This window comes from Staphylococcus sp. 11262D007BW (assembly GCF_053547815.1).
This window is the reverse complement of sequence record NZ_JBPWPJ010000001.1, coordinates 974857-999123: the sequence shown is the minus strand read 5'-3', so window position 1 is coordinate 999123 and position 24267 is coordinate 974857. Positions and strand designations below refer to the sequence as shown.

Annotated in this window: 25 protein-coding genes; 23 read left to right on the top strand and 2 right to left on the bottom strand. The window is 33.6% G+C overall.

Features of this window, described 5'->3' with window-relative positions; all coding sequences use genetic code 11:
* The first annotated feature begins 77 nt into the window (after positions 1 to 77).
* The 17 genes from hrcA to recO all read left to right on the top strand — a co-directional run bounded on the left by hrcA (position 78) and on the right by recO (position 14848).
* Entirely contained in the window at positions 78 to 1067 is a 990-nt protein-coding gene (gene hrcA / locus ACEE93_RS04865; RefSeq protein ID WP_449155604.1) for a heat-inducible transcriptional repressor HrcA, read from the top strand.
* A 44-nt stretch (positions 1068 to 1111) separates the two neighbouring features.
* Complete coding sequence (gene grpE, locus ACEE93_RS04860) at positions 1112 to 1720, top strand: nucleotide exchange factor GrpE (RefSeq protein WP_449155603.1); 609 nt, start codon at positions 1112 to 1114, stop codon at positions 1718 to 1720.
* A 64-nt stretch (positions 1721 to 1784) separates the two neighbouring features.
* The gene (dnaK, locus tag ACEE93_RS04855) at positions 1785 to 3623 is read left to right on the top strand and encodes a molecular chaperone DnaK (protein WP_449155602.1); all 1839 of its coding nucleotides are present in this window, start codon (positions 1785 to 1787) and stop codon (positions 3621 to 3623) included.
* Between the two features lie 105 nt (positions 3624 to 3728).
* Positions 3729 to 4865, top strand: coding sequence for a molecular chaperone DnaJ (gene dnaJ, locus ACEE93_RS04850; RefSeq protein WP_449155601.1), 1137 nt, complete (start codon positions 3729 to 3731; stop codon positions 4863 to 4865).
* 5 nt (positions 4866 to 4870) lie between these two features.
* Positions 4871 to 5806 carry a 50S ribosomal protein L11 methyltransferase gene (gene prmA / locus ACEE93_RS04845; RefSeq protein WP_449155600.1) on the top strand — a complete coding sequence of 312 codons (936 nt, stop codon included), beginning with the start codon at positions 4871 to 4873 and terminating at the stop codon, positions 5804 to 5806.
* The gene (locus ACEE93_RS04840) at positions 5806 to 6552 is read left to right on the top strand and encodes a 16S rRNA (uracil(1498)-N(3))-methyltransferase (RefSeq protein ID WP_449155599.1); all 747 of its coding nucleotides are present in this window, start codon (positions 5806 to 5808) and stop codon (positions 6550 to 6552) included. The genes prmA and ACEE93_RS04840 overlap by 1 nt, the downstream gene beginning before the upstream one ends.
* Before the next feature lie 4 nt (positions 6553 to 6556).
* The gene (mtaB, locus tag ACEE93_RS04835; RefSeq protein WP_449155598.1) at positions 6557 to 7903 is read left to right on the top strand and encodes a tRNA (N(6)-L-threonylcarbamoyladenosine(37)-C(2))-methylthiotransferase MtaB; all 1347 of its coding nucleotides are present in this window, start codon (positions 6557 to 6559) and stop codon (positions 7901 to 7903) included.
* A gap of 141 nt (positions 7904 to 8044) precedes the next feature.
* Complete coding sequence (gene rpsU, locus ACEE93_RS04830) at positions 8045 to 8221, top strand: 30S ribosomal protein S21 (protein WP_002471046.1); 177 nt, start codon at positions 8045 to 8047, stop codon at positions 8219 to 8221.
* Positions 8222 to 8447: 226 nt separating this feature from the next.
* The gene (locus ACEE93_RS04825; RefSeq protein ID WP_449156424.1) at positions 8448 to 9137 is read left to right on the top strand and encodes an NfeD family protein; all 690 of its coding nucleotides are present in this window, start codon (positions 8448 to 8450) and stop codon (positions 9135 to 9137) included.
* Between the two features lie 12 nt (positions 9138 to 9149).
* Positions 9150 to 10151 (top strand): flotillin-like protein FloA, encoded by a 1002-nt coding sequence (floA, locus tag ACEE93_RS04820; RefSeq protein ID WP_449155596.1) that lies wholly within the window; start codon positions 9150 to 9152, stop codon positions 10149 to 10151.
* 15 nt (positions 10152 to 10166) lie between these two features.
* The gene (locus ACEE93_RS04815) at positions 10167 to 10775 is read left to right on the top strand and encodes a hypothetical protein (protein ID WP_449155595.1); all 609 of its coding nucleotides are present in this window, start codon (positions 10167 to 10169) and stop codon (positions 10773 to 10775) included.
* 240 nt (positions 10776 to 11015) lie between these two features.
* Complete coding sequence (locus tag ACEE93_RS04810) at positions 11016 to 11960, top strand: PhoH family protein (RefSeq protein ID WP_449155594.1); 945 nt, start codon at positions 11016 to 11018, stop codon at positions 11958 to 11960.
* 2 nt (positions 11961 to 11962) lie between these two features.
* Complete coding sequence (gene ybeY / locus ACEE93_RS04805; RefSeq protein WP_449155593.1) at positions 11963 to 12424, top strand: rRNA maturation RNase YbeY; 462 nt, start codon at positions 11963 to 11965, stop codon at positions 12422 to 12424.
* Positions 12424 to 12786, top strand: coding sequence for a diacylglycerol kinase family protein (locus tag ACEE93_RS04800; protein WP_449155592.1), 363 nt, complete (start codon positions 12424 to 12426; stop codon positions 12784 to 12786). Before ybeY ends, ACEE93_RS04800 begins: the two co-directional genes overlap by 1 nt.
* A complete protein-coding gene (gene cdd, locus ACEE93_RS04795) occupies positions 12773 to 13174 on the top strand; it encodes a cytidine deaminase (protein ID WP_449155591.1) in 402 nt (133 codons plus the stop codon). Before ACEE93_RS04800 ends, cdd begins: the two co-directional genes overlap by 14 nt.
* A gap of 3 nt (positions 13175 to 13177) precedes the next feature.
* Positions 13178 to 14074, top strand: a complete 897-nt coding sequence (gene era, locus ACEE93_RS04790; protein WP_449155590.1) for a GTPase Era — start codon at positions 13178 to 13180, stop codon at positions 14072 to 14074.
* An 18-nt stretch (positions 14075 to 14092) separates the two neighbouring features.
* A complete protein-coding gene (gene recO, locus ACEE93_RS04785) occupies positions 14093 to 14848 on the top strand; it encodes a DNA repair protein RecO (RefSeq protein ID WP_449155589.1) in 756 nt (251 codons plus the stop codon).
* Positions 14849 to 14893: 45 nt separating this feature from the next.
* On the opposite strand, the gene ACEE93_RS04780 is transcribed toward recO, so the two are convergent.
* On the bottom strand, positions 14894 to 16285 hold the full coding sequence (locus ACEE93_RS04780) for a glycine--tRNA ligase (RefSeq protein WP_449155588.1): 1392 nt from the start codon (positions 16283 to 16285) through the stop codon (positions 14894 to 14896).
* A 448-nt stretch (positions 16286 to 16733) separates the two neighbouring features.
* Here ACEE93_RS04780 and ACEE93_RS04775 point away from each other — a divergent pair, with 448 nt between their 5' ends.
* From ACEE93_RS04775 to ACEE93_RS04750, 6 genes are all read left to right on the top strand, one after another.
* On the top strand, positions 16734 to 17357 hold the full coding sequence (locus tag ACEE93_RS04775) for a helix-turn-helix transcriptional regulator (protein ID WP_449155655.1): 624 nt from the start codon (positions 16734 to 16736) through the stop codon (positions 17355 to 17357).
* Positions 17358 to 17368: 11 nt separating this feature from the next.
* Positions 17369 to 18190: a pyruvate, water dikinase regulatory protein gene (locus ACEE93_RS04770; RefSeq protein ID WP_449155587.1), complete on the top strand. Its 822-nt coding sequence runs from the start codon at positions 17369 to 17371 to the stop codon at positions 18188 to 18190.
* Positions 18191 to 18267: 77 nt separating this feature from the next.
* Positions 18268 to 20052 (top strand): DNA primase, encoded by a 1785-nt coding sequence (dnaG, locus tag ACEE93_RS04765; protein WP_449155586.1) that lies wholly within the window; start codon positions 18268 to 18270, stop codon positions 20050 to 20052.
* Positions 20053 to 20069: 17 nt separating this feature from the next.
* Positions 20070 to 21179, top strand: a complete 1110-nt coding sequence (rpoD, locus tag ACEE93_RS04760; RefSeq protein ID WP_449156423.1) for an RNA polymerase sigma factor RpoD — start codon at positions 20070 to 20072, stop codon at positions 21177 to 21179.
* A 98-nt stretch (positions 21180 to 21277) separates the two neighbouring features.
* Entirely contained in the window at positions 21278 to 21958 is a 681-nt protein-coding gene (locus ACEE93_RS04755; RefSeq protein ID WP_449155584.1) for a tRNA (adenine(22)-N(1))-methyltransferase, read from the top strand.
* Positions 21955 to 23046, top strand: a complete 1092-nt coding sequence (locus ACEE93_RS04750) for a Nif3-like dinuclear metal center hexameric protein (RefSeq protein ID WP_449155583.1) — start codon at positions 21955 to 21957, stop codon at positions 23044 to 23046. Before ACEE93_RS04755 ends, ACEE93_RS04750 begins: the two co-directional genes overlap by 4 nt.
* A gap of 65 nt (positions 23047 to 23111) precedes the next feature.
* Here ACEE93_RS04750 and ACEE93_RS04745 read toward each other — a convergent pair whose 3' ends face one another.
* A complete protein-coding gene (locus ACEE93_RS04745; protein WP_449156422.1) occupies positions 23112 to 24080 on the bottom strand; it encodes a 4-hydroxy-3-methylbut-2-enyl diphosphate reductase in 969 nt (322 codons plus the stop codon).
* Positions 24081 to 24267: the final 187 nt, after the last annotated feature.

Below are 24267 nucleotides of genomic sequence, written 5' to 3'. Positions count from 1 at the left end.
TAACGTTGACTTACTTTGACCAATTTGTTAAATTATAATTAGCACTTGAGATAAGGGAGTGCTAATGAGGTGGAAACATGATTACTAATAGGCAATTTAGTATATTAAATGCTATTGTTGAAGATTATGTTGAATTAGGACATCCAATCAGTTCTAACACGATTTTACAACGACACGAAGTGAATATTAGTCCAGCAACAATTCGTAATGAAATGAAGTTGCTAGAGGGTTTAAATTTAATTGAAAAAACGCATACTTCGTCGGGACGCATCCCTTCAGAATCAGGGTTTCGTCTATATGCAAATCAATTGTTAGAGCAACCTTTGAACACCGAAAGTGAACAACTTTTAGATATGAATGCAATGTTTTTAGCACATCATTTCGATATTTCATCAACATTAGATGATTTTGCTAAATCATTTTCAAAAGAATCACATTACACAACATTAGTTGTAGGTCCAGATCATTCAAAAGCGACGATAATAGATATACGAATGATGAAGATTACAATGAAACATTTAATTATTGTATTAATCTTTGATACAGGTCATGTTAAACATTTACACGTTTCATTAAAAAATGAGATTAATGATTTGTCGATTACAAGAGTATCTAATTATTTATCTCAACATTTTAATCGATTTCTAGATGATGCTAAACATAATCGACTAGATACCTATCGAATATTAGGTTTTAATGATAATGAAATTAATCTCCTTATTCGTGTTTATCATTTAATATACCAATATCAATCGTCTGAGTCATCTCGTGTTTATCTAGGTGGAAAACATCGATTAATTGAAGGTTTAGATGAATCCACAGTATCGTCAATACAACCAATTCTTAAGTATATTGAATCGAATCAAATTACGGATTTAATTCAAACTAACTCTGAATATTCAATTACAGTAAAAATTGGATCAGAGATAAAAAGTGACCTGCGTGATATTGCAATACTTGCAAAACCTTATGAAATTGAGAATAACGTGAGCGGTTATATTGCGGTAATAGGTCCTACTGCAATGCGTTATCAAAATGTTATCCGTTTGTTGAATCAAATTTCATAAAGATGATTTATAAATTCAATTGTAATGTTAATGGAGGTTTAATTATGGCAGAGAACAATGAATCATTAGATCAAGAACAAAACGAACAAAATCAATCAGAGACGGTTGAAGAAGAAAATTCAAACGTCCAAAATAGCAACGAAGAAAGTGAAGAAAAGACAACGTCATCTTCTGAAAATGAAACAAATGTTGATGATGAAAAAGACGAAGAAATTAAAAATTTGAAATCACAAGTTGAACAAGAACAAGAAAAATATTTACGCTTATATGCGGAATTTGAAAATTATAAACGCCGCATTCAAAATGAAGCTGAAATTCAAAAGAAATATCAATCTCAAAGTGTTTTAAGTGATATTTTACCAACTTTAGACAACTTTGAAAGAGCCTTGAAAATTGAAGGAGATGATGAAGCATTCTTATCTCTTAAAAAAGGTGTCGAAATGGTTCATAATAGTTTAATTTCTGCTTTAGAAAATAATGGTTTAGAACGTATTAAAGCAGAAGGAGAACAATTTGATCCTAATTATCACCAAGCAGTAGTACAAGATGACAACCCTGATTTTGAATCAGGTGCTGTAACGGAAGAATTACAAACAGGCTATAAATTGAAAGATCGCGTATTACGTGCTTCAATGGTGAAAGTTAATCAATAATTTTTGACGAATAAAATGATATATGTAAAAATAATGATGTTTGAAAATTAGGAGGAATTTGACTATGAGTAAAGTAATTGGTATTGACTTAGGTACAACAAACTCTTGCGTTTCTGTATTAGAAGGAGACGAACCAAAAGTTATTCAAAACCCTGAAGGTGCTAGAACAACACCATCTGTTGTTTCATTTAAAAATGGTGAAACACAAGTAGGGGAAGTTGCTAAAAGACAAGCAATCACAAACCCTAACACAATTCAATCAATAAAACGTCATATGGGTACTGACCATAAAGAAGAAATTGAAGGTAAATCTTATACGCCTCAAGAGATTTCTGCAATGATTTTACAAAACTTAAAAGGTACTGCAGAAAGTTATCTTGGTGAAAAAGTTGAAAAAGCTGTTATCACAGTACCTGCTTACTTTAACGACGGTGAACGTCAAGCAACTAAAGATGCTGGTAAAATCGCTGGTTTAGAAGTTGAACGTATTATTAACGAACCAACAGCAGCAGCTTTAGCATATGGTTTAGATAAAACTGATAAAGACGAAAAAGTTTTAGTATTTGACCTTGGTGGCGGTACTTTTGACGTATCTATCTTAGAATTAGGCGACGGTGTATTCGAAGTACTTGCAACAGCAGGTGACAACAAACTTGGTGGTGACGATTTTGACCAAGTTATCATTGATCATTTAGTTAAAGAATTTAAATCTGAAAATAACATTGATTTATCACAAGATAAAATGGCGTTACAACGTCTTAAAGACGCTGCGGAAAAAGCGAAAAAAGATTTATCAGGTGTATCATCAACTCAAATCTCATTACCATTCATTTCAGCAGGTGAAGCTGGTCCATTACACCTTGAAACAACATTAACACGTGCTAAATTTGAAGAATTAGCTCATGATCTTATCCGTAAAACAATGGAACCTACACGCCAAGCATTAAAAGATGCTGGATTATCTAACTCAGATATCGACGAAGTTATTTTAGTAGGTGGTTCAACTCGTATTCCTGCAGTTCAAGAAGCAATTAAAAAAGAAATTGGTAAAGAACCAAACAAAGGTGTAAACCCTGACGAAGTTGTTGCTATGGGTGCTGCAATCCAAGGTGGCGTAATCACTGGTGATGTTAAAGACGTTGTATTATTAGACGTTACACCATTATCATTAGGTATCGAAATCATGGGTGGACGTATGAATACTTTAATTGAACGTAATACTACTATCCCAACATCTAAATCTCAAGTATATTCAACAGCAGCAGATAATCAACCTGCAGTAGATATTCATGTATTACAAGGTGAACGTCCAATGGCATCAGATAACAAAACATTAGGTCGTTTCCAATTAACAGATATTCCACCAGCTCCACGCGGTGTACCACAAATTGAAGTAACATTTGATATCGATAAAAACGGTATTGTTAATGTAAATGCTAAAGACTTAGGCACTAATAAAGAACAAAATATTACTATCGAATCATCATCTTCATTATCTGATGAAGAAATTGATCGCATGGTAAAAGATGCCGAACAAAATGCGGAAGCAGATAAACAACGCCGTGAAGAAGTTGATTTAAGAAATGAAGCAGATCAACTTGTATTCCAAATCGATAAAACATTAGAAGATCTTGGCGACAATGTAAGTGAAGATGACAAAAAAGATGCTCAAGACAAAAAAGAAGCATTAAAATCTGCACTTGAAGGCGAAGATATTGAAGAAATTAAATCTAAAAAATCTGAACTAGAACAAGTTGTTCAACAATTATCTATGAAAGTATATGAACAAGCTCAACAAGCTGCTCAAAATGGTCAAGGTGGCCAAGATGCTTCAACTCAACAAGATGATACAGTTGAAGATGCTGACTTTAAAGAAGTAAAAGATGACGATGATAATAAATAAGATACTCATCTAAATCACAGACTAAGATAAGTCGCTCAAAAAGGGGCTAGGACATTCATTCGTCCCAGCCCCTTTTTATCCTTAAATTAAAAAGGAGAGATTGGATTGGCAAAAAAAGATTATTATGATGTATTAGGTGTCAGTAAAAGTGCTTCTAAAGATGAAATAAAAAAAGCGTACCGTAAATTATCAAAAAAATACCATCCAGATATTAATAAAGAAGAAGGCGTTGATGAAAAGTTTAAAGAAATCACTGAAGCTTATGAAGTATTAAGTGATGAAAATAAACGTGCAAATTATGATCAGTTTGGCCACGCAGGAGCTCAAAACGGTGGTTTCGGCCAAGGCTTTGGCGGCCAAGACTTTTCAGGCTTTGGTGGCGGCGGTTTCGAAGATATATTCAGTTCGTTCTTTGGTGGCGCTCAACGTCAACGTGATCCAAATGCGCCACGTCGAGGAGACGATTTACAATATACAATGACAGTTACCTTTGAAGAAGCTGTTTTTGGTACTGAAAAAGAAATTTCAATACGCAAGGATGTCACTTGTCACACATGTGATGGTGAAGGTGCGAAACCAGGTACTAAGAAAAAAACATGTTCTTATTGTAATGGAGCAGGCCATGTTTCAGTAGAACAAAATACAATTTTAGGTCGTGTACGAACAGAGAAAGCTTGTCCTCAATGTGATGGTACTGGCCAAGAATTTGAAGAAGTTTGTCCAACATGTCGAGGTAAAGGGACAGAAACTAAAAATGTTAAGTTACAAGTGACAGTTCCTGAAGGTGTCGATAATGATCAACAAATTCGACTAGCAAACCAAGGTTCTCCTGGTGTCAATGGAGGCCCAGCTGGTGATTTATTTGTTGTATTCCGTGTAAAACCATCTGATACTTTCACTCGTGAAGGCGATGATATTCTATATAAACACAAAATCAGCTTCTCTCAAGCTGCATTAGGTGATGAAGTTAAAATTCCAACTTTAAATAGTGACGTTATGCTTACAATTCCTGCGGGGACACAATCTGGTAAGCAGTTCCGCTTAAAAGGTAAAGGTATCAAAAACGTTCACGAATATGGTTATGGCGATTTATTTGTAAATGTAATCGTTGAAACACCTACAAAATTAAATGAAAAGCAAAAAGAATTGCTAAGAGCTTTTGCTGAAGAAAGTGGCGAAACTGTTAATGAACAATCGTCTAACTTTAAAGATAAAGCTCGCCGATTCTTTAAAGGAGATTAACTCTCATGAAATGGATAGAAATCTCTGTGACTGTTAACAATGATGCAGAATCAATTGTTTCATCTGTATTACAAGACTTCGGTTCTAATGGTGTAGCAATAGAGGATTCTAATGAAATCAATCATCATCACGAAGATCGATTTGGTGAAATTTTTGATTTAAATCCTAATGATTATCCTGATGAACATACGATTATTAAAGGATATTTTAATGAAGATCAATTTAACACTTCATTTAAAGAACAACTAGAATCACGCTTAAAGTCTATTCCGGAAGTTGATACGACGGTTTTAAAGATTCAAGTTAATACAATGGATGAAACAGATTGGGAAAATGAATGGAAAAATTATTATCATCCATTTCAAGCTTCAAACCGATTTTTTATTGTGCCAAGTTGGGAACTAGTTGATAAAACAGATGATTATCTGTATATCGAATTAGACCCTGGTATGGCGTTTGGCACAGGAGATCATCCTACAACAAGTTTATGTTTAAAAGCATTAGAAACTATAGTCAAACCTGATGATGAAGTGATTGATGTGGGTACAGGCTCAGGAATTTTAAGTATTGCTTCATTTTTACTTGGTGCTCAAAAAATTAAAGCGATTGATTTAGATGAGATGGCGATTAAAGTCGCTAAAGAAAACTTTCAAATCAATCATTGTTTAGATGCAATTGACACGACAACGGGTCATTTACTTCAAAATGAAACAGCGCAATACGATGTTGTCATCGCTAATATATTAGCGCATATTATCGAAGAAATGATTACCGATGCTTATAAGCATACTAAGGAAAACGGCTATTTCATTACGTCAGGCATTATAGAAGAAAAAGAACAAAATATAACTAGTAAAATGATCGAAGCTGGATTTAAAATTCATTCAGTTCAACATGATAACGGTTGGGTTTGTATCATTGGACAGAAGGTGGCATCATAATGCAACGCTATTTTTTAAATAAAAACGCTGATTTAAATCAGCGTTTTTTCATAGATGATAAAGAAGATGTGCATCATATTGTAAATGTGATGAGAATGAGTGTTGATGATTTAATCATTGTTAATTTTAATAATGCTACGTACAAATCTAAAATTTGTAATATCACCCAAACTATTGAAATAGAGACTATTGAATGGATGCCAATGTCTACTGAAATGCCTGTAGATATTACTGTTTGTAGTGGCTTAATTAAAGCAGATAAGTACGAGTGGATGATACAAAAAGCCACAGAACTCGGTGCAACTTCTTTTATTGCTACTCAAATGGACCGCTCAATAGTTAAACTAACAGAAGCTAAATCTGATAAGAAAGTAGCAAGATGGCAAAAAATTGTTAAAGAAGCAGCTGAACAAAGCTATAGACAAATAATTCCAAAAGTTAAATATGTCTCGAATTTAAATCATGTTTATGATATGATTAGTGAATATGATTATGTACTTTTAGCATATGAAGAGACGGCAAAAGAGGGTGGAAATTCTCAATTTAAACAGATTATTAAAAACTTAAAGAATGCATCACGTATTCTTTTGATATTTGGTCCAGAAGGTGGCTTTTCAGAAGATGAGATCCAAACCTTTGAAAAGAAGGCCACACGAGTCTCATTAGGAACAAGAATATTAAGAGCAGAAACAGCTCCCCTTTATGCATTAAGTGCTATAAGTTATGAAATAGATTTAATGGGGTGAATATATGTCTACTGTAGCTTTTCATACATTAGGTTGTAAAGTAAACCACTATGAAACAGAAGCCATTTGGCAATTATTTAAAGAGGCTTCTTATGATAGAGTTGATTTTGAACAAAATGCTGATGTGTTTGTCATTAACACATGTACTGTTACAAATACTGGCGATAAGAAAAGTCGTCAAATTATTCGTCGTGCCATTCGTAGAAACCCTGATGCAGTTGTTTGTGTAACAGGTTGTTATGCTCAAACATCTTCTGCGGAAATCATGGAAATTCCTGGCGTTGATATTGTAGTTGGTACGCAAGATCGTCATAAATTATTAACGTATATTGACGAGTATCAACGCGAACGTCAACCGATTAATGGCGTAAGTAATATAATGAAAAATAGAACTTATGAAGAATTAGAAGTGCCATATTTTACAGACCGTACACGTGCCTCACTTAAAATTCAAGAAGGTTGTAATAATTTCTGTACTTTCTGTATTATCCCTTGGGCGCGTGGTTTAATGCGTTCACGTGACCCTGAAAAAGTGATTGAACAAGCAACACAATTGGTTAACTCTGGCTATAAAGAGATTGTGTTGACTGGTATTCACACAGGCGGTTATGGTCAAGATTTAAAAAATTACAATTTAGCGCAATTATTACGTGATCTTGAAACTGTAGATGGACTTGAACGAATTCGTATTTCTTCAATCGAAGCAAGTCAACTAACAGATGAAGTGATTGAAGTGATTAAACAATCAAGTAAGGTAGTACGTCATCTACACATTCCACTTCAATCAGGTTCTGATTCAGTATTAAAACGTATGCGCCGCAAATATTCTATGGCACATTTTTCAGAACGCTTAAAACAACTAGAAAAAGCGTTACCTGGCTTAGCAGTAACGAGTGATGTTATTGTAGGTTTCCCTGGAGAAACTGAAGAAGAATTCCAAGAGACTTATGATTTCATTGTAAATCATCAATTTTCTGAATTACATGTTTTTCCATATTCCTCTCGTATAGGTACACCGGCTGCACGAATGGATGATCAAGTCGATGAGCAAATTAAAAATGAGCGTGTGCATCGTCTGATTGAATTAAGTAATCAATTAGCAAAAAATTATGCTTCGAATTTCGAAAATGATGTCCTTGAAGTAATTCCTGAAGAAAAAGGTTCTGGAGAAGGCATCCTTGTAGGTTATGCAGATAACTATATGAAAGTAGAATTTGAAGGTGATGAAAGTCTAATCGGTCAAATTTGTAAGGTTAAAATTACGCAGCCTGGTTATCCAATCAATAACGGTCATTTAGTTCGAGTTGTTGAACATGCGACGAATGAGTCAGAACAAAGTGTTGCACTCTAAAAATATGAATTAAAAAAATCAATGTTTGTAGATTGACCAATATACTAAATTAATTTATACTATTATTTACATGGTTTATCGATCATGTAAACATGAATATGAAATAAAGCTTTCTTGATATTTGGAGGGAGGGAAATACAGATGTCTAAAACAGTAGTCCGTAAAAACGAATCATTAGAAGATGCATTACGTCGTTTTAAACGCTCAGTTTCAAAAAGCGGTACAATTCAAGAAGTTCGTAAACGCGAATTCTATGAAAAACCAAGCGTAAAACGTAAGAAAAAATCTGAAGCTGCTCGTAAGCGTAAATTCAGATAATTCATCGGATGTTGAACTCCCTCAACATAAAATATAGATAAAAGACTAAGGATAAAAGTGTATTTCACGCTTTTACCTTAGTCTTTTTTATTTTGTAGTACTTTAATTATCATCATATACAATTAAGAATGACTATTATATTAATTAATGTACTATTATATTCTATTTGTTTCATGTATACTAATGTTAAGAAAGGAGGGTTACACACATCTATACATTAATACATATGCCAATGTTGTTGTTTAGTTTAATAAACAACAACGTATTCACAATGTTAGGGCAAGCTTTAACTTCCTCAACATTAACACTTATTTTAACGTGCATTGTATTTTTAGGGTTTGTCTATCAGCTGTATTCAAAACGTATCAATGGAGTAGGCATTCTTGCTGTTTTAGCGTTATTATTACTGTTTTTAGGATTCATCATTGAAGGCAGTGTATCATTAATAACAATTATCCTTTTTATTGTTGGTGTCATATTTATCGTCCTTGAATTATTTATTATGGGGGCAGTATTAGGGATAGTTGGTGTCATTTTAGTGGTTATTAGTATTTTGACAATGGGAAATAACCCTTTAATGATGTGGTTTAACGTTGTTGTGGCACTTTTATTAACAAGTATCGAATGGGTGATTATCGTGAAATTTTTCAAAAAAAGAATATCATTTTTTGAAGATGTCATATTAAATGATTCCACTAACAAAGAATCTGGTTACACTTCTCATAATGACAATTCACATTTATTAGAAAAAGAAGCGATGACTTATACAGATTTGCGTCCTTCTGGTATTATTTTACTGGATAATGAACGAATTGATGCAGTTACTGAGGGCTCGTTTATTTCGAAAAATACGAAAGTTAAAATAATTGAAGTTGAAGGAACTCGGGTTGTTGTGAGAGAAATTCATTCAAATTAAGGAGGAAACAACATGGTAATATCTGGCCTTGTTACATTTATTATTATTGCTGTTATTATTATAGTAGCATTACTTGTCTTATTTTCATTTGTACCAGTTGGTTTATGGATTTCAGCCATCGCTGCTGGTGTCAAAGTAGGTATTGGTTCGTTAATCGGAATGCGTTTGCGTCGCGTATCTCCACGTAAAGTGATTGGACCTTTAATTAAGGCGCATAAAGCAGGATTACAACTAACGACGAATCAATTAGAATCACATTACCTTGCTGGAGGTAACGTAGATCGTGTGGTTGATGCAAACATTGCAGCTCAACGTGCAGATATTAATTTACCATTTGAACGAAGTGCTGCGATTGATTTAGCGGGTCGTGACGTTTTAGAAGCAGTACAAATGTCGGTAAACCCTAAAGTGATTGAAACACCTTTTATCGCTGGTGTTGCTATAGACGGAATTGAAGTTAAGGCTAAGGCTCGTATAACAGTGCGCGCTAATATTTCACGATTAGTAGGTGGTGCTGGAGAAGATACGATTATCGCACGTGTAGGTGAAGGTATCGTATCAACAATCGGTTCAAGTGAAAAACATACAGAAGTCTTAGAAAATCCAGATAGCATTTCAAAAACAGTTTTAAGTAAAGGTCTTGATTCTGGTACAGCTTTTGAAATTTTATCGATAGATATTGCCGATGTAGATATTAGCAAAAATATCGGGGCAGATTTACAAACTGAACAAGCGATTGCAGATAAAAATATTGCCCAAGCTAAAGCAGAAGAGCGTAGAGCAATGGCTGTAGCTCAAGAACAAGAAATGAAAGCGCGTGTTCAAGAAATGCACGCCAAAGTTGTTGAAGCAGAAGCCGAAGTACCACTTGCTATGGCTGAAGCATTACGTTCTGGCAATATAGGTGTTAAAGACTATTACAACTTAAAAAATATAGAAGCTGATACTGGCATGAGAGAAGCGATCAACAAGAGTGCACATTCAGAAGATCAGTCACATATGCCAGAAGAATAATGATGAGGTGATTGCATGTCAATAGGTACGATTATATTTATCATAACGATTGTCATTTCTATTATAAGTGCAATTGGAGATAAAAGTCATAAAGATCGCCAAAAGAAAAATAAACCTAATCAACCGCAATCTCCTTCATCAAATCAACCAGAAGAAAAAGAGACATTTTTCGATAAAGTCGAGAAAAAATTAAATGAGTTAGAAGATCAATACAGTGAACCACAAACTAAAGAAGTCGTAGAACAAACAGACTATGAGCCGCCTAAAGAACCTAAACAACAAACTACTTCACCTTCTTTAGAGCCATCAAATACAGTATCTTCAAAGCAACAACAAGATGAAGAGAACAAGAAAGCGTTACAAGCTTTATATGAAATGCAACTTTCTCAATTAGATAGAGAATTTGATCAAGCACATAAAAAAGAAAAAGCTAAAATTGAACAACGTGCTTTGCGTATTATGAATGATCCTCAATTATCTCATCGTACAAAACGAATGAAACTTGAACAATTAAATGTACGAGAGGCAGTTAAATCTTCAAACAAAGCAATGACGTTTTCTGAAAATCCGGTGGTTAACGGTATCATTTGGTCTGAAGTGATTCAAAAACGTAAGGAATTGTAAACGGCACTGATATATAGCGTTAAGGTTTTGAGAAACTGATTAACAGTGTCCCAACCTCGATAAAGACGATGAAGAATGTGAATCAAACACATTCTTCATCGTTATTTTTATTTAAAAAGAAGACATTTATAATAACTTCAAAAAACGTGATATAATGGGGATGAATGATTGTTAATTATTGCAACAAATAATTTGAATTTGATACATTAATCTTAACACTAATTGTAAAGGAGATACTTTATGCCTGAAATTATTCAGATTGAGGACATCCATCAAGCTCAAGCTTTACTAGGAAATAATGACGAACATATTAAACTCCTTGAAGAAGCATTTGATGTGATGATTCACGCAAGAGGCCAAGAGGTGGCGGTAAAAGGTCAAAAATTAAATGATGTTTCCAATGCGGAACGCGTCTTAATCAACTTATTAAAAGTGATTGAACAGGGAGCTACGATTTCTGTTAAAGATGTACAGGCAGCTATTAAAATGGCTAAAAATGGCCAAATCGAGCATTTGATTGATTTATATGAAGAAGAAATAACAAAAGATGCCTATGGTAAGACAATTCGCGCAAAAACAATGGGGCAACGTATGTATATTCATGCGATGAAAAACAATGATTTGGTTTTTGGAATAGGACCTGCTGGAACTGGTAAAACTTTTTTAGCCGTCGTCTATGCAGCTAAATCCCTACGTGCTGGACAGGTAAAACGTATTGTATTGACGCGACCTGCAGTTGAGGCTGGGGAGTCTCTTGGATTCTTACCAGGTGATTTAAAAGAGAAAGTAGATCCTTATTTGAGACCGTTATATGATGGTTTACATACCGTTTTAGGGGCAGAACAAACCGCACGACTCATTGAACGAGGTGTGATTGAGATTGCGCCACTTGCCTATATGCGGGGTCGTACTCTTGATGATGCGTTTGTTATTCTTGATGAATCTCAAAATACAACCCATGCACAGATGAAAATGTTTTTAACACGTTTAGGTTTTGGTTCTAAGATGGTTGTGACCGGCGATCGTACTCAAATTGATTTACCTAAGGGTGTTAAAAGTGGCCTTATTGAAGCAGAACAACGTTTAAAAGGGATTAAAGGTTTAAGTATACAGCATTTAGATGAAACAGACGTTGTACGTCACCCACTAGTTGGACGTATCATTACGAAATATGAGGAGGATTAATGATGTTTACAATAGATTTTTCTGACCATACTGAACAAGTCGACCCTAAATGGTTTGATCATATAGAATCATTACTCAATTTCGCTAAAACAAAAGAAGGTATAGAAGAAGAAGCTGAATTATCTGTCTCATTTGTTGATAAAGATGAAATTCAGTCCATTAATAAAGAATATCGAAATAAAGATAAAGTGACAGATGTCATTTCGTTTGCTTTTGAAGAAGAAGAAGACGTATTTGTTGGCATGGATATGCCTAGGGTGTTAGGAGATATTATTATTTGTACTGATGTAGCTAAAGAACAAGCTAATACTTATAATCATACTTTTGATAGAGAGTTAGGCTTTTTAGCGCTACATGGTTTCCTGCATTTGTTAGGTTACGATCATATGACAGATGAAGAAGAAAAAGAAATGTTTGGTCGACAAAAAGAAATTTTAAATGAATATGGATTAACTAGAACATAGTGACACGATTTAAACATGCATTTCAAGGATTTCTAATACTGTTAAATAAGGATCGTAACTTTCTATATCATATTATATTTGGACTCATTATTTTTGTGATTGCTTTAATATTTCAATTAAACACCGTTGAGTGGATATGGATTTTAGCAGCAATATTTTCCGTATGGATTACTGAAACAATCAATACGGCTATAGAGTTCACTGTGGATTTAATTACCAAAGATTATCAATTACTGGCTCAATATGCTAAGGACGTCGCAGCATTTAGTGTATTATTAAGTGCATTATTTGCGCTTTGTGTAGGTCTTATCATATTTCTACCAAAAATAATTAGACTAGGAGAAATTTATGGAATATACTAATCAACATTTTGAAGAAGTAAGAAAAGCACAACAAAATGCTTATGCTCCATACAGCGGCTTTAAAGTGGGAGCTTATTTAGTGACTAAAGATGGCCAAACTTTTTATGGTGCTAATGTAGAAAATGCAGCCTATCCTTCTTGTATCTGTGCAGAACGATCTGCATTAGTAGCTGCCATTTCTAAAGGTTATCGTCCAGGAGATTTTCAATCGATTACGCTAACTGTAGATAGTAGTTCAATTTCCTCACCTTGTGGTACATGTAGACAAGTACTTAATGAATTATGTGATAGTGATATGCCTGTATATATGACAAATCAAACTGGGGAGATGAGGGCTTCTACAGTAGAGCAATTATTACCATATGGATTTTCAGGAAAGGATTTATAATTAATGACACATTTTAAATCAGGTTTTGTAACGATTATAGGTAGACCTAATGTTGGTAAGTCTACGTTTGTTAATCGTGTTATTGGTCATAAAATTGCAATTATGTCTGATAAAGCACAAACAACACGCAATAAAATACAAGGTGTAATGACCAAAGAAGATGCTCAAATTATCTTTATGGATACGCCGGGCATTCACAAGCCTAAACATAAATTAGGAGACTATATGATGAAGGTAGCTAAAAACACCTTATCTGAAGTTGATGGAATTATGTTTATGGTCAATGTCAATGAACCTATAGGGCGGGGAGACCAGTATATAATAGATATGCTAAAAGAATTAAAAACCCCCGTTTTCTTAGTGCTCAATAAAATTGATTTAGTTCATCCTGATTCGCTAATGCCAGCAATCGAATCTTACCAAGAATATATGGATTTTGCCGAAATAGTCCCAATTTCTGCTTTAGAAGGGCACAATATTGATCATTTTCTTGAAACCTTAAAAGGCTATTTACCAGAAGGTCCACAATACTATCCTGAGGACCAAATTTCAGATCACCCTGAACAATTTGTCGTAAGCGAATTGATTCGAGAAAAAGTGTTAGAAACGACGACTGAAGAAATACCACATTCCATTGGTGTCAATGTTGAACGTATGATTCAAGAAAGTGAAGATCGTGTTAGAGTAGAAGCAATTATTTACGTTGAACGAAATTCTCAAAAAGGCATTATTATAGGAAAAGGTGGTCAGAAACTTAAAACAATAGGCCAACGTGCTAGAAGAGATATTGAGCATCTATTAGGATCGAAAGTCTATCTTGATTTATGGGTTAAAGTTCAAAAAGATTGGCGTAATAAAGCGAATTTTATTAAGCAATTAGGCTATGTGGAAGACGAGTAGAGAAATTGCGGTGATAGCGTGTTAGTCAAACAAAAAGGGATTATTATAAAAGTGGTTGATTATGGTGAAGCTGATAAAATTATTACGATTTTAAACGAACATGGTGCTAAAATTCCGTTAATGGTAAGAAGAGCTAAAAAAGTAAAATCAGGCTTACAAGCCAATACTCAGTTATTTGTGTATGGGTTATTTATTTATAATCAATGGCGTGGCATGGGCACTTTAAACTCGGTGGATGTCATCCATTTAAATTATGAACTAAGACAAGATATTTATGTCTATAGCTACGCCGCTTTATGTCTTGAAGTAATTGACAAATCGATGGAAAATAATGAGGTTAATAAACAATTATATCAATTGATGACCTTTGCGCTTGAACGCATTCATAAAGGGGTTTCAGCGCAACTGATTTCGAATATTGTTTTACTTAAATGTATTCGCTATTTCGGATTTGATATTCAATTGAATCGATGCGCTGTTACTCATGATACCAATCCATCAACCTTTGTGGCATATAGTTTTAAATACAATGGTGTTTTATCACAACAGGCGTTACACGAAGACCCTCACGCAGTGCCATTATCTAATAAAACCATTTATCTCATTGATGTATTAAAAAATTTACCACTTGATAAAATAAACGAGATCAACATTCATCAAGATATTATTGAAGAAATGTCTTCCTTTATTTTATTATTATACCGAGAATATGCAGGTGTATATTTTAAGAGTCAACGTTTAATCAATCAGTTAACGCGTTTAGAAAAAGAATAAAAAATTGGCCAAAGATAAAATGAAATCTTTGGCCATTTTTTTATATTAATATTTAACTTTTTCAGCTAAAAATGCATTAAGTTCGCTAATTGGCATACGAACTTGTTCCATAGAATCACGATCACGAACAGTCACTTGTTGGTCTTCTAAAGAGTCGAAATCAAATGTAATACAATATGGTGTACCGATTTCGTCTTGTCGACGGTAACGTTTACCAATTGATTGTGATTCATCAAAATCAATTGTAAAGTCACCACTTAATTGTTCGTACACTTTAATTGCTTCCTCTGATAATTTTTTACTTAAAGGTAAAACTGCTGCTTTATAAGGTGCTAAGGCAGGGTGGAAACGTAAAACAGTTCTAGCTTCTTTGCTGTCTTCAACACCTTCTTCATTGTATGCATCACATAAGAATGCTAATGTTACACGATCAGCACCTAATGATGGTTCAATACAGTATGGTAAATATTTTTCGTTTGTTTCTGGATCATGGTATTTAAAGTCTTCGCCAGAATGTTCACTGTGTTGTTTAAGGTCATAGTCCGTACGACTGGCAATACCCCATAATTCTCCCCAACCAAATGGGAAACGATATTCAATATCTGTTGTTGCATTAGAATAATGAGATAATTCATCTTCATCATGATCACGTAAACGAATATTATCATCAGTTAAACCAAGATTTGTTAACCATTCAGCTGCAAACTCTTTCCAATAATTTTGCCATTCGATTTCGCTACCTGGTTTACAGAAGAATTCAAGTTCCATTTGCTCAAATTCTCTTGTACGGAAAATGAAGTTACCAGGTGTGATTTCGTTACGGAAAGATTTACCGATTTGACCAATACCAAAAGGTAATTTTTTACGCATAGCGCGTTGTACATTTTTATAGTTTACAAAGATACCTTGAGCTGTTTCTGGTCGTAAAAAGATTTCGTTTGTAGAATTTTCAGTAACACCTTGGTATGTTTTAAACATAAGATTAAATTGGCGAATATCTGTCCAATTTGATGTACCACTTACAGGACATTTAATCTCTTCTTCTTCAATGATGCGTTTCATTTCATCAAAACTTAATCCATCAGCAACAAAATTTTCGTCACCTTTTTCATTAAGCATATATTCTTCAATCAACTTATCGGCACGATAGCGAATTTTACTATCCTTATTATCAATCATAGGATCATTAAAGTTGCCAAGGTGACCAGAAGCTTCCCAAGTTTTAGGATTCATTAAAATTGCAGAATCTAAACCAACGTTATATGGTGATTGAGAAATAAATTTTTTCCACCAAGCTTGTTTAATGTTGTTTTTAAGTTCAACACCTAGAGGACCGTAATCCCATGTATTTGCTAAACCACCGTAAATTTCACTTCCTGGAAATACGAATCCTCGATGTTTTGCTAATTGAACAATAGTATCCATATTTTTTTCCATAAATGTCACTCCTTTATCAATATAAAAAATCCCAAGGCAAAGAATATATACTTTGTCTTGGGACGAATTATCATAATCCGCGGTTCCACCCAACTTAGTGTAGCCACTCACTTATATTTAAAATGATTAATTAGCCATTTAAAGTGTTAAGCTTGCACCGCCCTTAACTCGCTTAATGTTAATTTTAGGATATCTTATTTAGAAAGGCAAGTAAAATCATAATTGTATCCATTATTAATAAAAGTTATAATAGGGGAGTATGCAAAAGAAAGATAATAGGTTAAATAAAATTAAACTTTCAATTATAGAACATTCCATTTATGAGTACCATTGACGCTTGATATCTATTTTATCTGAGATTAAATATAATGCTAATATTTAGATAAGGAGGTAGTTCTGCTATTTAATTAGCATAACCCTAATCGGTTTTAAATAGACAGAGTAACAAATAGAACTTAATCAAAGACAAGAGCGTATTGTAGAGATTGTGAAAAGTAATGGCCCTATAACAGGTGAAAATATTGCTAAACATCTTAATTTAACACGTGCTACATTAAGACCCGACTTAGCTATTTTAACCATGGCAGGCTATTTAGAAGCACGACCTAGAGTAGGCTATTTTTATTCAGGAAAATCCTCAACTGAATTATTGACAGAAAAGCTCAAACAATATGTTGTTAAAGACTATCAATCTCATCCTATAATATTAAAGGATAATGTAACGGTTTATGAAGCGATTTGTTCCATTTTCATTGAAGATGTAGGAACTTTATTTATCGTCAATGATGATAATGATTTAGTTGGGGTATGTTCAAGAAAAGATTTATTACGAGCTTCGATGGCTGGTCAAGACATTCATACATTACCGGTCAATGTCATTATGACGCGTATGCCAAATATTATTATTCTTGAACAAGATGACCTTGTACTCTATGCGGCAAAACAGATGATCACTAAGGAAATTGATTCAATTCCTATTGTGAAGACTAAAGACAATGGAAAATATGAAGTGACTGGCCGTATTTCTAAAACAACTATAACTAAACTTTTTGTATCCTTGTTTGATGAATAGGAGGAAGGTAAATGACAAAATATAAAATTATTATCGCATCGGATTCTGTAGGGGAGACAGCTGAATTAGTAGCTAAGGCGTGTATCTCTCAATTTAATGGTGCAGAAGATACTACACAAATCTTAAGATATCCATATATCGAAAGTGAAAAAAATATTGAAGAAGTCATTACTGTCGCTCGAGAAAATGAAAGTATGATCATCTATACTTTAGTGCGCCCTCATATTCGTGAGACTATGGAAAAATATATTCAAAAATACGATTTGAAATCAGTCGATATTATGGGACCTATGATGCGATTAATGGAAGATAGTTTTAATCAGCAGCCATTAAATGAACCTGGTATTGTACATAAGTTAGATGAAGATTACTTTAAAAAGATTGAAGCAATGGAATTTGCGGTCAAATATGATGACGGTAAAGATCCTAAAGGGTTACCTAAAGCTGATATCGTTTTAATCGGGGTTTCAAGAACATCTAAAACACCTATTTCTCAATATCTAGCACATAAACGATATAAGGTAATGAATGTACCTATTGTTCCAGAAGTTACGCCGCCTGACGCATTGTTTGAAATTGACCCTCAAAAGTGTATTGCGTTAAAAATAAATCCGGAAAAATTAAACGCAATCCGTAAAGTTCGTTTGAGTCAGCTAGGGTTATCGAATTCGGCACGTTACGCTAATGATGAGCGCATTGAAGAGGAAATTAATTACTTCAATGATATTGTAGAAAAGATTGGTTGTCCTGTTTTAGATGTATCTGATAAGGCAATTGAAGAGACTGCCAATAATATTATTCAGTTGATTGAGCAAAATCATTCCATTTCATAGTAAAAAACGGTATAATGACTGAACTATTTGAGTTTATTTAAGAAATAAAATGTCAATTGTAGAATTATGGTGGTAAAATGAGTATCTCACAAGAGGTCATTAATGAAATTAAATCAAAAACGGATATTTTAGATGTTGTTAGCGAGTATGTTAAGTTAGAAAAAAGAGGACGCAATTATATTGGATTATGCCCTTTTCATGATGAAAAAACACCATCATTTACAGTATCTGAAGATAAACAAATTTGTCATTGCTTTGGTTGTAAAAAGGGAGGGAATGTTTTTCAATTTATACAAGAAATTGAAAATGTTTCTTTCTCAGAAGCTGTTGAATCACTAGGTGAGCGTCTTAATATTAAGGTTGAAAATAGTGCTCCTACAGCTGAACATCATATTGCATCAGATGATTTAACAATGATAAATATGCATGAAGCATTGCTAGAATATTACCATTATATGCTTAAGAAAACAGTTGAAGGCGAAAAAGCACTCACCTATTTGTATAATCGTGGGTTTACTGATAAGATGATTGAGCAAAGAAAAATTGGTTTTGCTCCAGATTCTTCTCATTTTGCGACAGACTTTATGCAAAAAAAGGGCTTTGATTTACATCTTGGATATGAAGCCGGTATATTATCAAGAAATGAAGTAGAATTTAATTATTATGATCGGTTTAGAAATAGAATTATTTTTCCATTAAATAATGCTCAAGGGAGAGTAGTAGGGTATTCTGGGCGTACCTATACGAATCAAGAACCGAAATATTTAAATTCCCCAGAAACACCTATCTTCCAAAAACGAAAATTATTATACAATCTTGATAATGCTCGTAAAGCTATACGACAAAATGATGAAGTTATTTTGCTTGAAGGGTTTATGGACGTGATTAAAGTCGCTAATTGCGGTGTTCATAATGTGGTCGCCACGATGGGAACACAACTATCCGATGAACATATCACGTATCTCAGAAAATTATGTAGTCATGTTACTTTGTTGTTTGACGGTGATTTTGCCGGTCATGAAGCTACTTTAAAAATTGGCCAAATGCTATTAAAACAGCAATTTAATGTGTTTGTTGTTCAATTACCAAAAGAAATGGATCCTGATGAGTTTATTGAGCAATATGGGGCAGAACAATTCCAAGCATTTTTAAATAAAGATAAAAAGTCTTTTGTATCCTATAAATTAAATTATTACAAAAATGAAATCCAAAATAATGATTTATCTTATGAAAAACATTATAAAAGCTTTCTATCTGATGCATCGTTAATTCAATCTGACATCATTAAAAATAAGGTGTTTAACGATGCTTCTGAATTGTTTAAAGTAAGCGTAGATCGTCTAATTAAAGAAGTAGAACAATTAAATCCTAATATAAAAAAACAATCAAAAAACTATAATCAACCCTCCATTGCATCATATGTGACAAATAAAAATGAAAAAGCAGAATGTGCTCTATTAAAGCATTTTCTTAATGAAAAAGATATTTTCGATAAATTTTATAATGATATTGAAGATACAGACTTTACAAATGAGTATTTTAAACGTATATTTAATATTTTACGAGAGTATTTTTCAGAGCATGAATCATTTTTAATGAGTGATTTTATGTCATATATTGAAGAGGACGATTTAAAGGAAGTATTAATGTTCTTAGATGAATATCCTCTTAATCATGAACCGTTTGAATACGAAATTGAGGATTATATTTCAACTATGACTGAACATCGTCATTCAGACTCAATTGAATCTCTCTATGAAAAATTAAAAGAAGCTACGAGAATTGGAGATATTGAATCCCAAAAATACTATTTAGAAATGATTGTCAATAAAAAAAGACGGAAATTGAAGAGTCAAGATTAATTTCGGGAGGCCTTTTTATGTCAGATAACCAGGTAAAAGTAATAAAAAAAGAAACCATAGATCCGACACTCACATTAGAAGATGTGAAAAAGCAACTTATTGAAAAAGGGAAAAAGGAAGGTCATCTTAGTCACGAGGAAGTTGCTGATAAATTACAAAACTTCGATATGGATTCAGATCAAATGGATGAATTCTTCGATATGATTAATGATAATGACATCCAATTAGTGAATGAAAAGGATAGTAATGATACGGATGATAAATTAAATCCGAATGATTTGAGTGCCCCACCAGGAGTTAAAATCAATGACCCAGTACGTATGTATTTAAAAGAAATTGGGCGTGTAGACTTATTAAGTGCGCAAGAAGAGATTGAATTAGCCAAACGTATTGAACAAGGTGATGAAGTGGCTAAGTCAAGATTAGCAGAAGCTAACTTGCGTCTTGTTGTTAGTATTGCTAAACGTTACGTAGGACGAGGCATGTTATTTTTAGATTTAATCCAAGAAGGTAATATGGGATTAATCAAAGCTGTAGAAAAATTCGACTTTAGTAAAGGATTTAAGTTTTCTACTTACGCAACTTGGTGGATTAGACAAGCGATTACGCGTGCGATAGCTGACCAATCTCGAACAATTCGTATACCAGTGCATATGGTTGAAACGATTAATAAATTAATTCGTGTGCAACGTCAATTACTACAAGATTTAGGGCGCGATCCAGCACCAGAAGAAATCGGTGAAGAAATGGATTTACCACCTGAAAAGGTACGCGAAATTTTAAAAATTGCCCAAGAACCTGTTTCATTAGAAACACCAATTGGTGAAGAAGACGACAGTCATCTTGGTGATTTTATTGAAGACCAAGAAGCTCAAAGTCCGTCAGATCATGCAGCGTATGAATTATTAAAAGAGCAACTTGAAGACGTATTAGATACATTAACTGATCGTGAAGAAAATGTATTACGTTTACGCTTTGGATTAGATGACGGGCGTACACGTACATTAGAAGAAGTAGGCAAGGTTTTCGGTGTGACACGTGAAAGAATCCGTCAAATCGAAGCAAAAGCTTTACGTAAGTTAAGACATCCAAGTAGAAGTAAACGATTAAAAGATTTTATGGACTAAATAAAGGAAGTTAGGACAAACTTGCAAGTAATCGCTTTTTAGGTTTTAAATTGCATGATATGTTGTCCTAACTCTTTTTGCATTATGAGGAGATTACAATGATACCAATTAATAAACGGTTAAAAGAGGTTAGTAAATACATTAAAGGAGAAACGTTGTTAGATGTAGGTTCAGACCATGCTTATCTGCCTATTTATTGTTTAAATCAACAAACCATTCAATCGGCTATTGCCGGTGAAATTATTAAAGGACCATACAACGCTGCGGTTAAAAACGTAGCACTATACAATTATACTGATCAAATTGATGTGCGTTTTGGTAGTGGATTAACGATTTTAAATCCTGATGATTACGTTGATACAGTGGCTATATGTGGTATGGGCGGCCCATTAATTACCAAAATATTAAAAGAAGGTTTTTCTTATTTAAATAATCAACCCCGTTTTGTTTTGCAATCAAACATCCAATCTGAACCGATTCGACAATTTTTACAAGCGCATCATTATCGCATTATTGATGAAACTCTGGTTAAAGATCGTCAACATATTTATGAAATTATTGTAGCTGAACCGGGCGAAATGACTTTATCGCAAAAATCCTTACGTTTTGGTCCGTTTTTAGTACAAAATCAAAATGCATTATTTAGAGAAAAATGGGAAAGAGAATATGATGCATTAGAGGCGATTAGACAGCAGTTGAACCCAACATTTCATAGTGATAGGTATGAAGAAATTAGCAATAAACAATCTGAGATAAAAGAGGTGTTAAGTGAGTTATGAATATAAAACAATTCTTATCAATACTAGATGCCAATGTGCCATTTAATTCTGCAGAATCTTGGGATAATGTTGGTCTGTTAATTGGTGATGAATCAAGCGAAGTTGATGGTGTGTTAACAGCTCTGGATTGTACAGCAGAAGTTGTCGAAGAAGCCATTGATAAAAAATGCAATACAATCGTTGCCCATCATCCGTTAATTTTTAAAGGAGTAAAATCAATCGTTAATGATGGCGCTTATGGAAAAGTATTATATCAACTAATTCAAAATAATATTAATTTAATAGCACTTCATACAAATCTTGACAATCATCCTAATGGTGTCAATGCGATGTTAGCGGATCGAATGGGTCTAAATCATATAGAACTTTTAAATCAAACTAAAGAAACGTATTATAAAGTACAGGTTTATATTCCTAAAGACAATGCTAAGGAATTAAAAGATGCTTTATCTGATCATCAAATTGCGAAAGAAGACGACTATGAATATTGCTTTTTCAATACTCAAGGGGATGGCCAATTTAAACCAGTGGATCACGCGAATCCAACAATTGGTACACTTAATCAGATTGAAACAGTTGAGGAAGTAAAAGTAGAATTTATGATTCATGCTTCTCAAATGAAAGAAGTGACTAAATTGATTCATCAATACCATCCTTATGAAGTACCTGTATTTGATATCATTCCAATGGAGCGCTTATTAAATAGAGGATTAGGGATGATAGGAGATTTGGATGACACATGTTCTGTCGAGGATTTTGTGAAACATGTAAAATCCAATTTGAATATTGACAGTGTTAAATATACTGGATTTAAGGATGCTACGATTAAAAAAGTAGCTATCATCGGAGGCGCTGGTATCGGCTTTGAATATCTTGCTAAACGTATGGGAGCAGATATTTTTATTACTGGAGATATTAAACATCACGAAGCATTAGATGCTAAAACAAACGGCGTTAACTTATTAGATATTAGTCACTATGGTGAGTATGTTGTAAAAGATGGACTTGTTACATTATTGCATGATTGGGTAGGCGATATCGAAGTGTATGCGTCTCAAGTTGATACAGATCCATTTCATTATATGTAAGGATAAAAATAAGCCTAGGAGTATGAACTGTTTCTCCTAGGCTTAAATTTTTATTATTAAGATGATTATTCCATAATTTTTACGGGTTTTGCTTTCTTAATTTTAGGAAGTATTTTTTCTACAGGTACGTTAGATTCTATTTTAAATGTTTCTGGGTTAGATGGATCATAATTTTTTAAGAAATTAATAACCTCTTTTACAATTGGCGTTGGTGTTGAAGCTCCGGCGGTAACAGCAACTGTTTCCACACCTTCAAGCCAAGATAAATCAAGTTGTGTGATATCAGCAATACGATGAGATGTGGTATGAGCGATATCAGTTGAAACTTGCGCCAGACGGTTAGAGTTATTACTTTTTGGATCTCCAACGACAATTAATAAATCAGCTCCATCTGCTTGTTCAGCAACAGCTTCCTGTCTTACTTGTGTCGCCTGACAGATTTCTTTATGTTGTTCAATATGAGGATATTTTTCTTGTAAATCTTCCATTAAATGCATGACATCCCACTGAGACATTGTTGTTTGGTTCGTTACAATGAGTGGATATTGAATTAAATCGTCTGGTAAAGCACTCACGTCATCTTTTGTTTCAACTAAATGAACGACATCGGGTGCTACACCAACTGCGCCTTCTGGTTCTGGATGTCCCTTTTTCCCAATGTAAATGACATGATAACCTTCAGATCTTTTTTGTCTAATAAGTTCATGAGTATTTTCAACATCGGGACAAGTCGCATCAATGCATGTTAATCCTTTTTCTTTAGCACGTTTTTTTACTTGAGGTGAAACCCCATGTGCTGTAAAAATAACTGTTCCTTCATCGATTTGATCTAATATTTCTAATCTATTTGGTCCATCTAAAGTAATGATACCATCAGTTTTGAAAGCATCAGTGACATGTTTATTATGCACAATCATACCTAATATATAAATTGGACGTGGTAAATTGGGGTCTAAAGATGCATTGCGTGCAATAACCATCGCATCTACTACTCCGTAACAATAACCACGAGGTGTTATTTTAATAATTTCCATATATTCACGTACCTCCTTCAATAGCTCATTATATCAATTTGACACAGGCTTTTAAATCAATAAACAACAATTAAAATGTTAAAGAATTTTGTTATAATGAAGGGTAGAAAAAGTGATTTACAACTAAATGATAAGACCCATTTAAATCGAAAATCAGTATTGCATTCCAATTCGAATCCTTTATAAT

Bases quoted from the DNA above. Each gene is read 5' to 3' on its own strand.
- hrcA (WP_449155604.1), top strand. From the start codon at position 78: ATGATTACTAATAGGCAATTTAGTATATTAAATGCTATTGTTGAAGAT.
- grpE (WP_449155603.1), top strand. From the start codon at position 1,112: ATGGCAGAGAACAATGAATCATTAGATCAAGAACAAAACGAACAAAAT.
- dnaK (WP_449155602.1), top strand. From the start codon at position 1,785: ATGAGTAAAGTAATTGGTATTGACTTAGGTACAACAAACTCTTGCGTT.
- prmA (WP_449155600.1), top strand. From the start codon at position 4,871: ATGAAATGGATAGAAATCTCTGTGACTGTTAACAATGATGCAGAATCA.
- ACEE93_RS04840 (WP_449155599.1), top strand. From the start codon at position 5,806: ATGCAACGCTATTTTTTAAATAAAAACGCTGATTTAAATCAGCGTTTT.
- mtaB (WP_449155598.1), top strand. From the start codon at position 6,557: ATGTCTACTGTAGCTTTTCATACATTAGGTTGTAAAGTAAACCACTAT.
- rpsU (WP_002471046.1), top strand. From the start codon at position 8,045: ATGTCTAAAACAGTAGTCCGTAAAAACGAATCATTAGAAGATGCATTA.
- ACEE93_RS04825 (WP_449156424.1), top strand. From the start codon at position 8,448: ATGCCAATGTTGTTGTTTAGTTTAATAAACAACAACGTATTCACAATG.
- floA (WP_449155596.1), top strand. From the start codon at position 9,150: ATGGTAATATCTGGCCTTGTTACATTTATTATTATTGCTGTTATTATT.
- ACEE93_RS04815 (WP_449155595.1), top strand. From the start codon at position 10,167: ATGTCAATAGGTACGATTATATTTATCATAACGATTGTCATTTCTATT.
- ACEE93_RS04810 (WP_449155594.1), top strand. From the start codon at position 11,016: ATGCCTGAAATTATTCAGATTGAGGACATCCATCAAGCTCAAGCTTTA.
- ybeY (WP_449155593.1), top strand. From the start codon at position 11,963: ATGTTTACAATAGATTTTTCTGACCATACTGAACAAGTCGACCCTAAA.
- cdd (WP_449155591.1), top strand. From the start codon at position 12,773: ATGGAATATACTAATCAACATTTTGAAGAAGTAAGAAAAGCACAACAA.
- era (WP_449155590.1), top strand. From the start codon at position 13,178: ATGACACATTTTAAATCAGGTTTTGTAACGATTATAGGTAGACCTAAT.
- ACEE93_RS04780 (WP_449155588.1), bottom strand. From the start codon at position 16,285: ATGGAAAAAAATATGGATACTATTGTTCAATTAGCAAAACATCGAGGA.
- ACEE93_RS04770 (WP_449155587.1), top strand. From the start codon at position 17,369: ATGACAAAATATAAAATTATTATCGCATCGGATTCTGTAGGGGAGACA.
- dnaG (WP_449155586.1), top strand. From the start codon at position 18,268: ATGAGTATCTCACAAGAGGTCATTAATGAAATTAAATCAAAAACGGAT.
- rpoD (WP_449156423.1), top strand. From the start codon at position 20,070: ATGTCAGATAACCAGGTAAAAGTAATAAAAAAAGAAACCATAGATCCG.
- ACEE93_RS04755 (WP_449155584.1), top strand. From the start codon at position 21,278: ATGATACCAATTAATAAACGGTTAAAAGAGGTTAGTAAATACATTAAA.
- ACEE93_RS04750 (WP_449155583.1), top strand. From the start codon at position 21,955: ATGAATATAAAACAATTCTTATCAATACTAGATGCCAATGTGCCATTT.
- ACEE93_RS04745 (WP_449156422.1), bottom strand. From the start codon at position 24,080: ATGGAAATTATTAAAATAACACCTCGTGGTTATTGTTACGGAGTAGTA.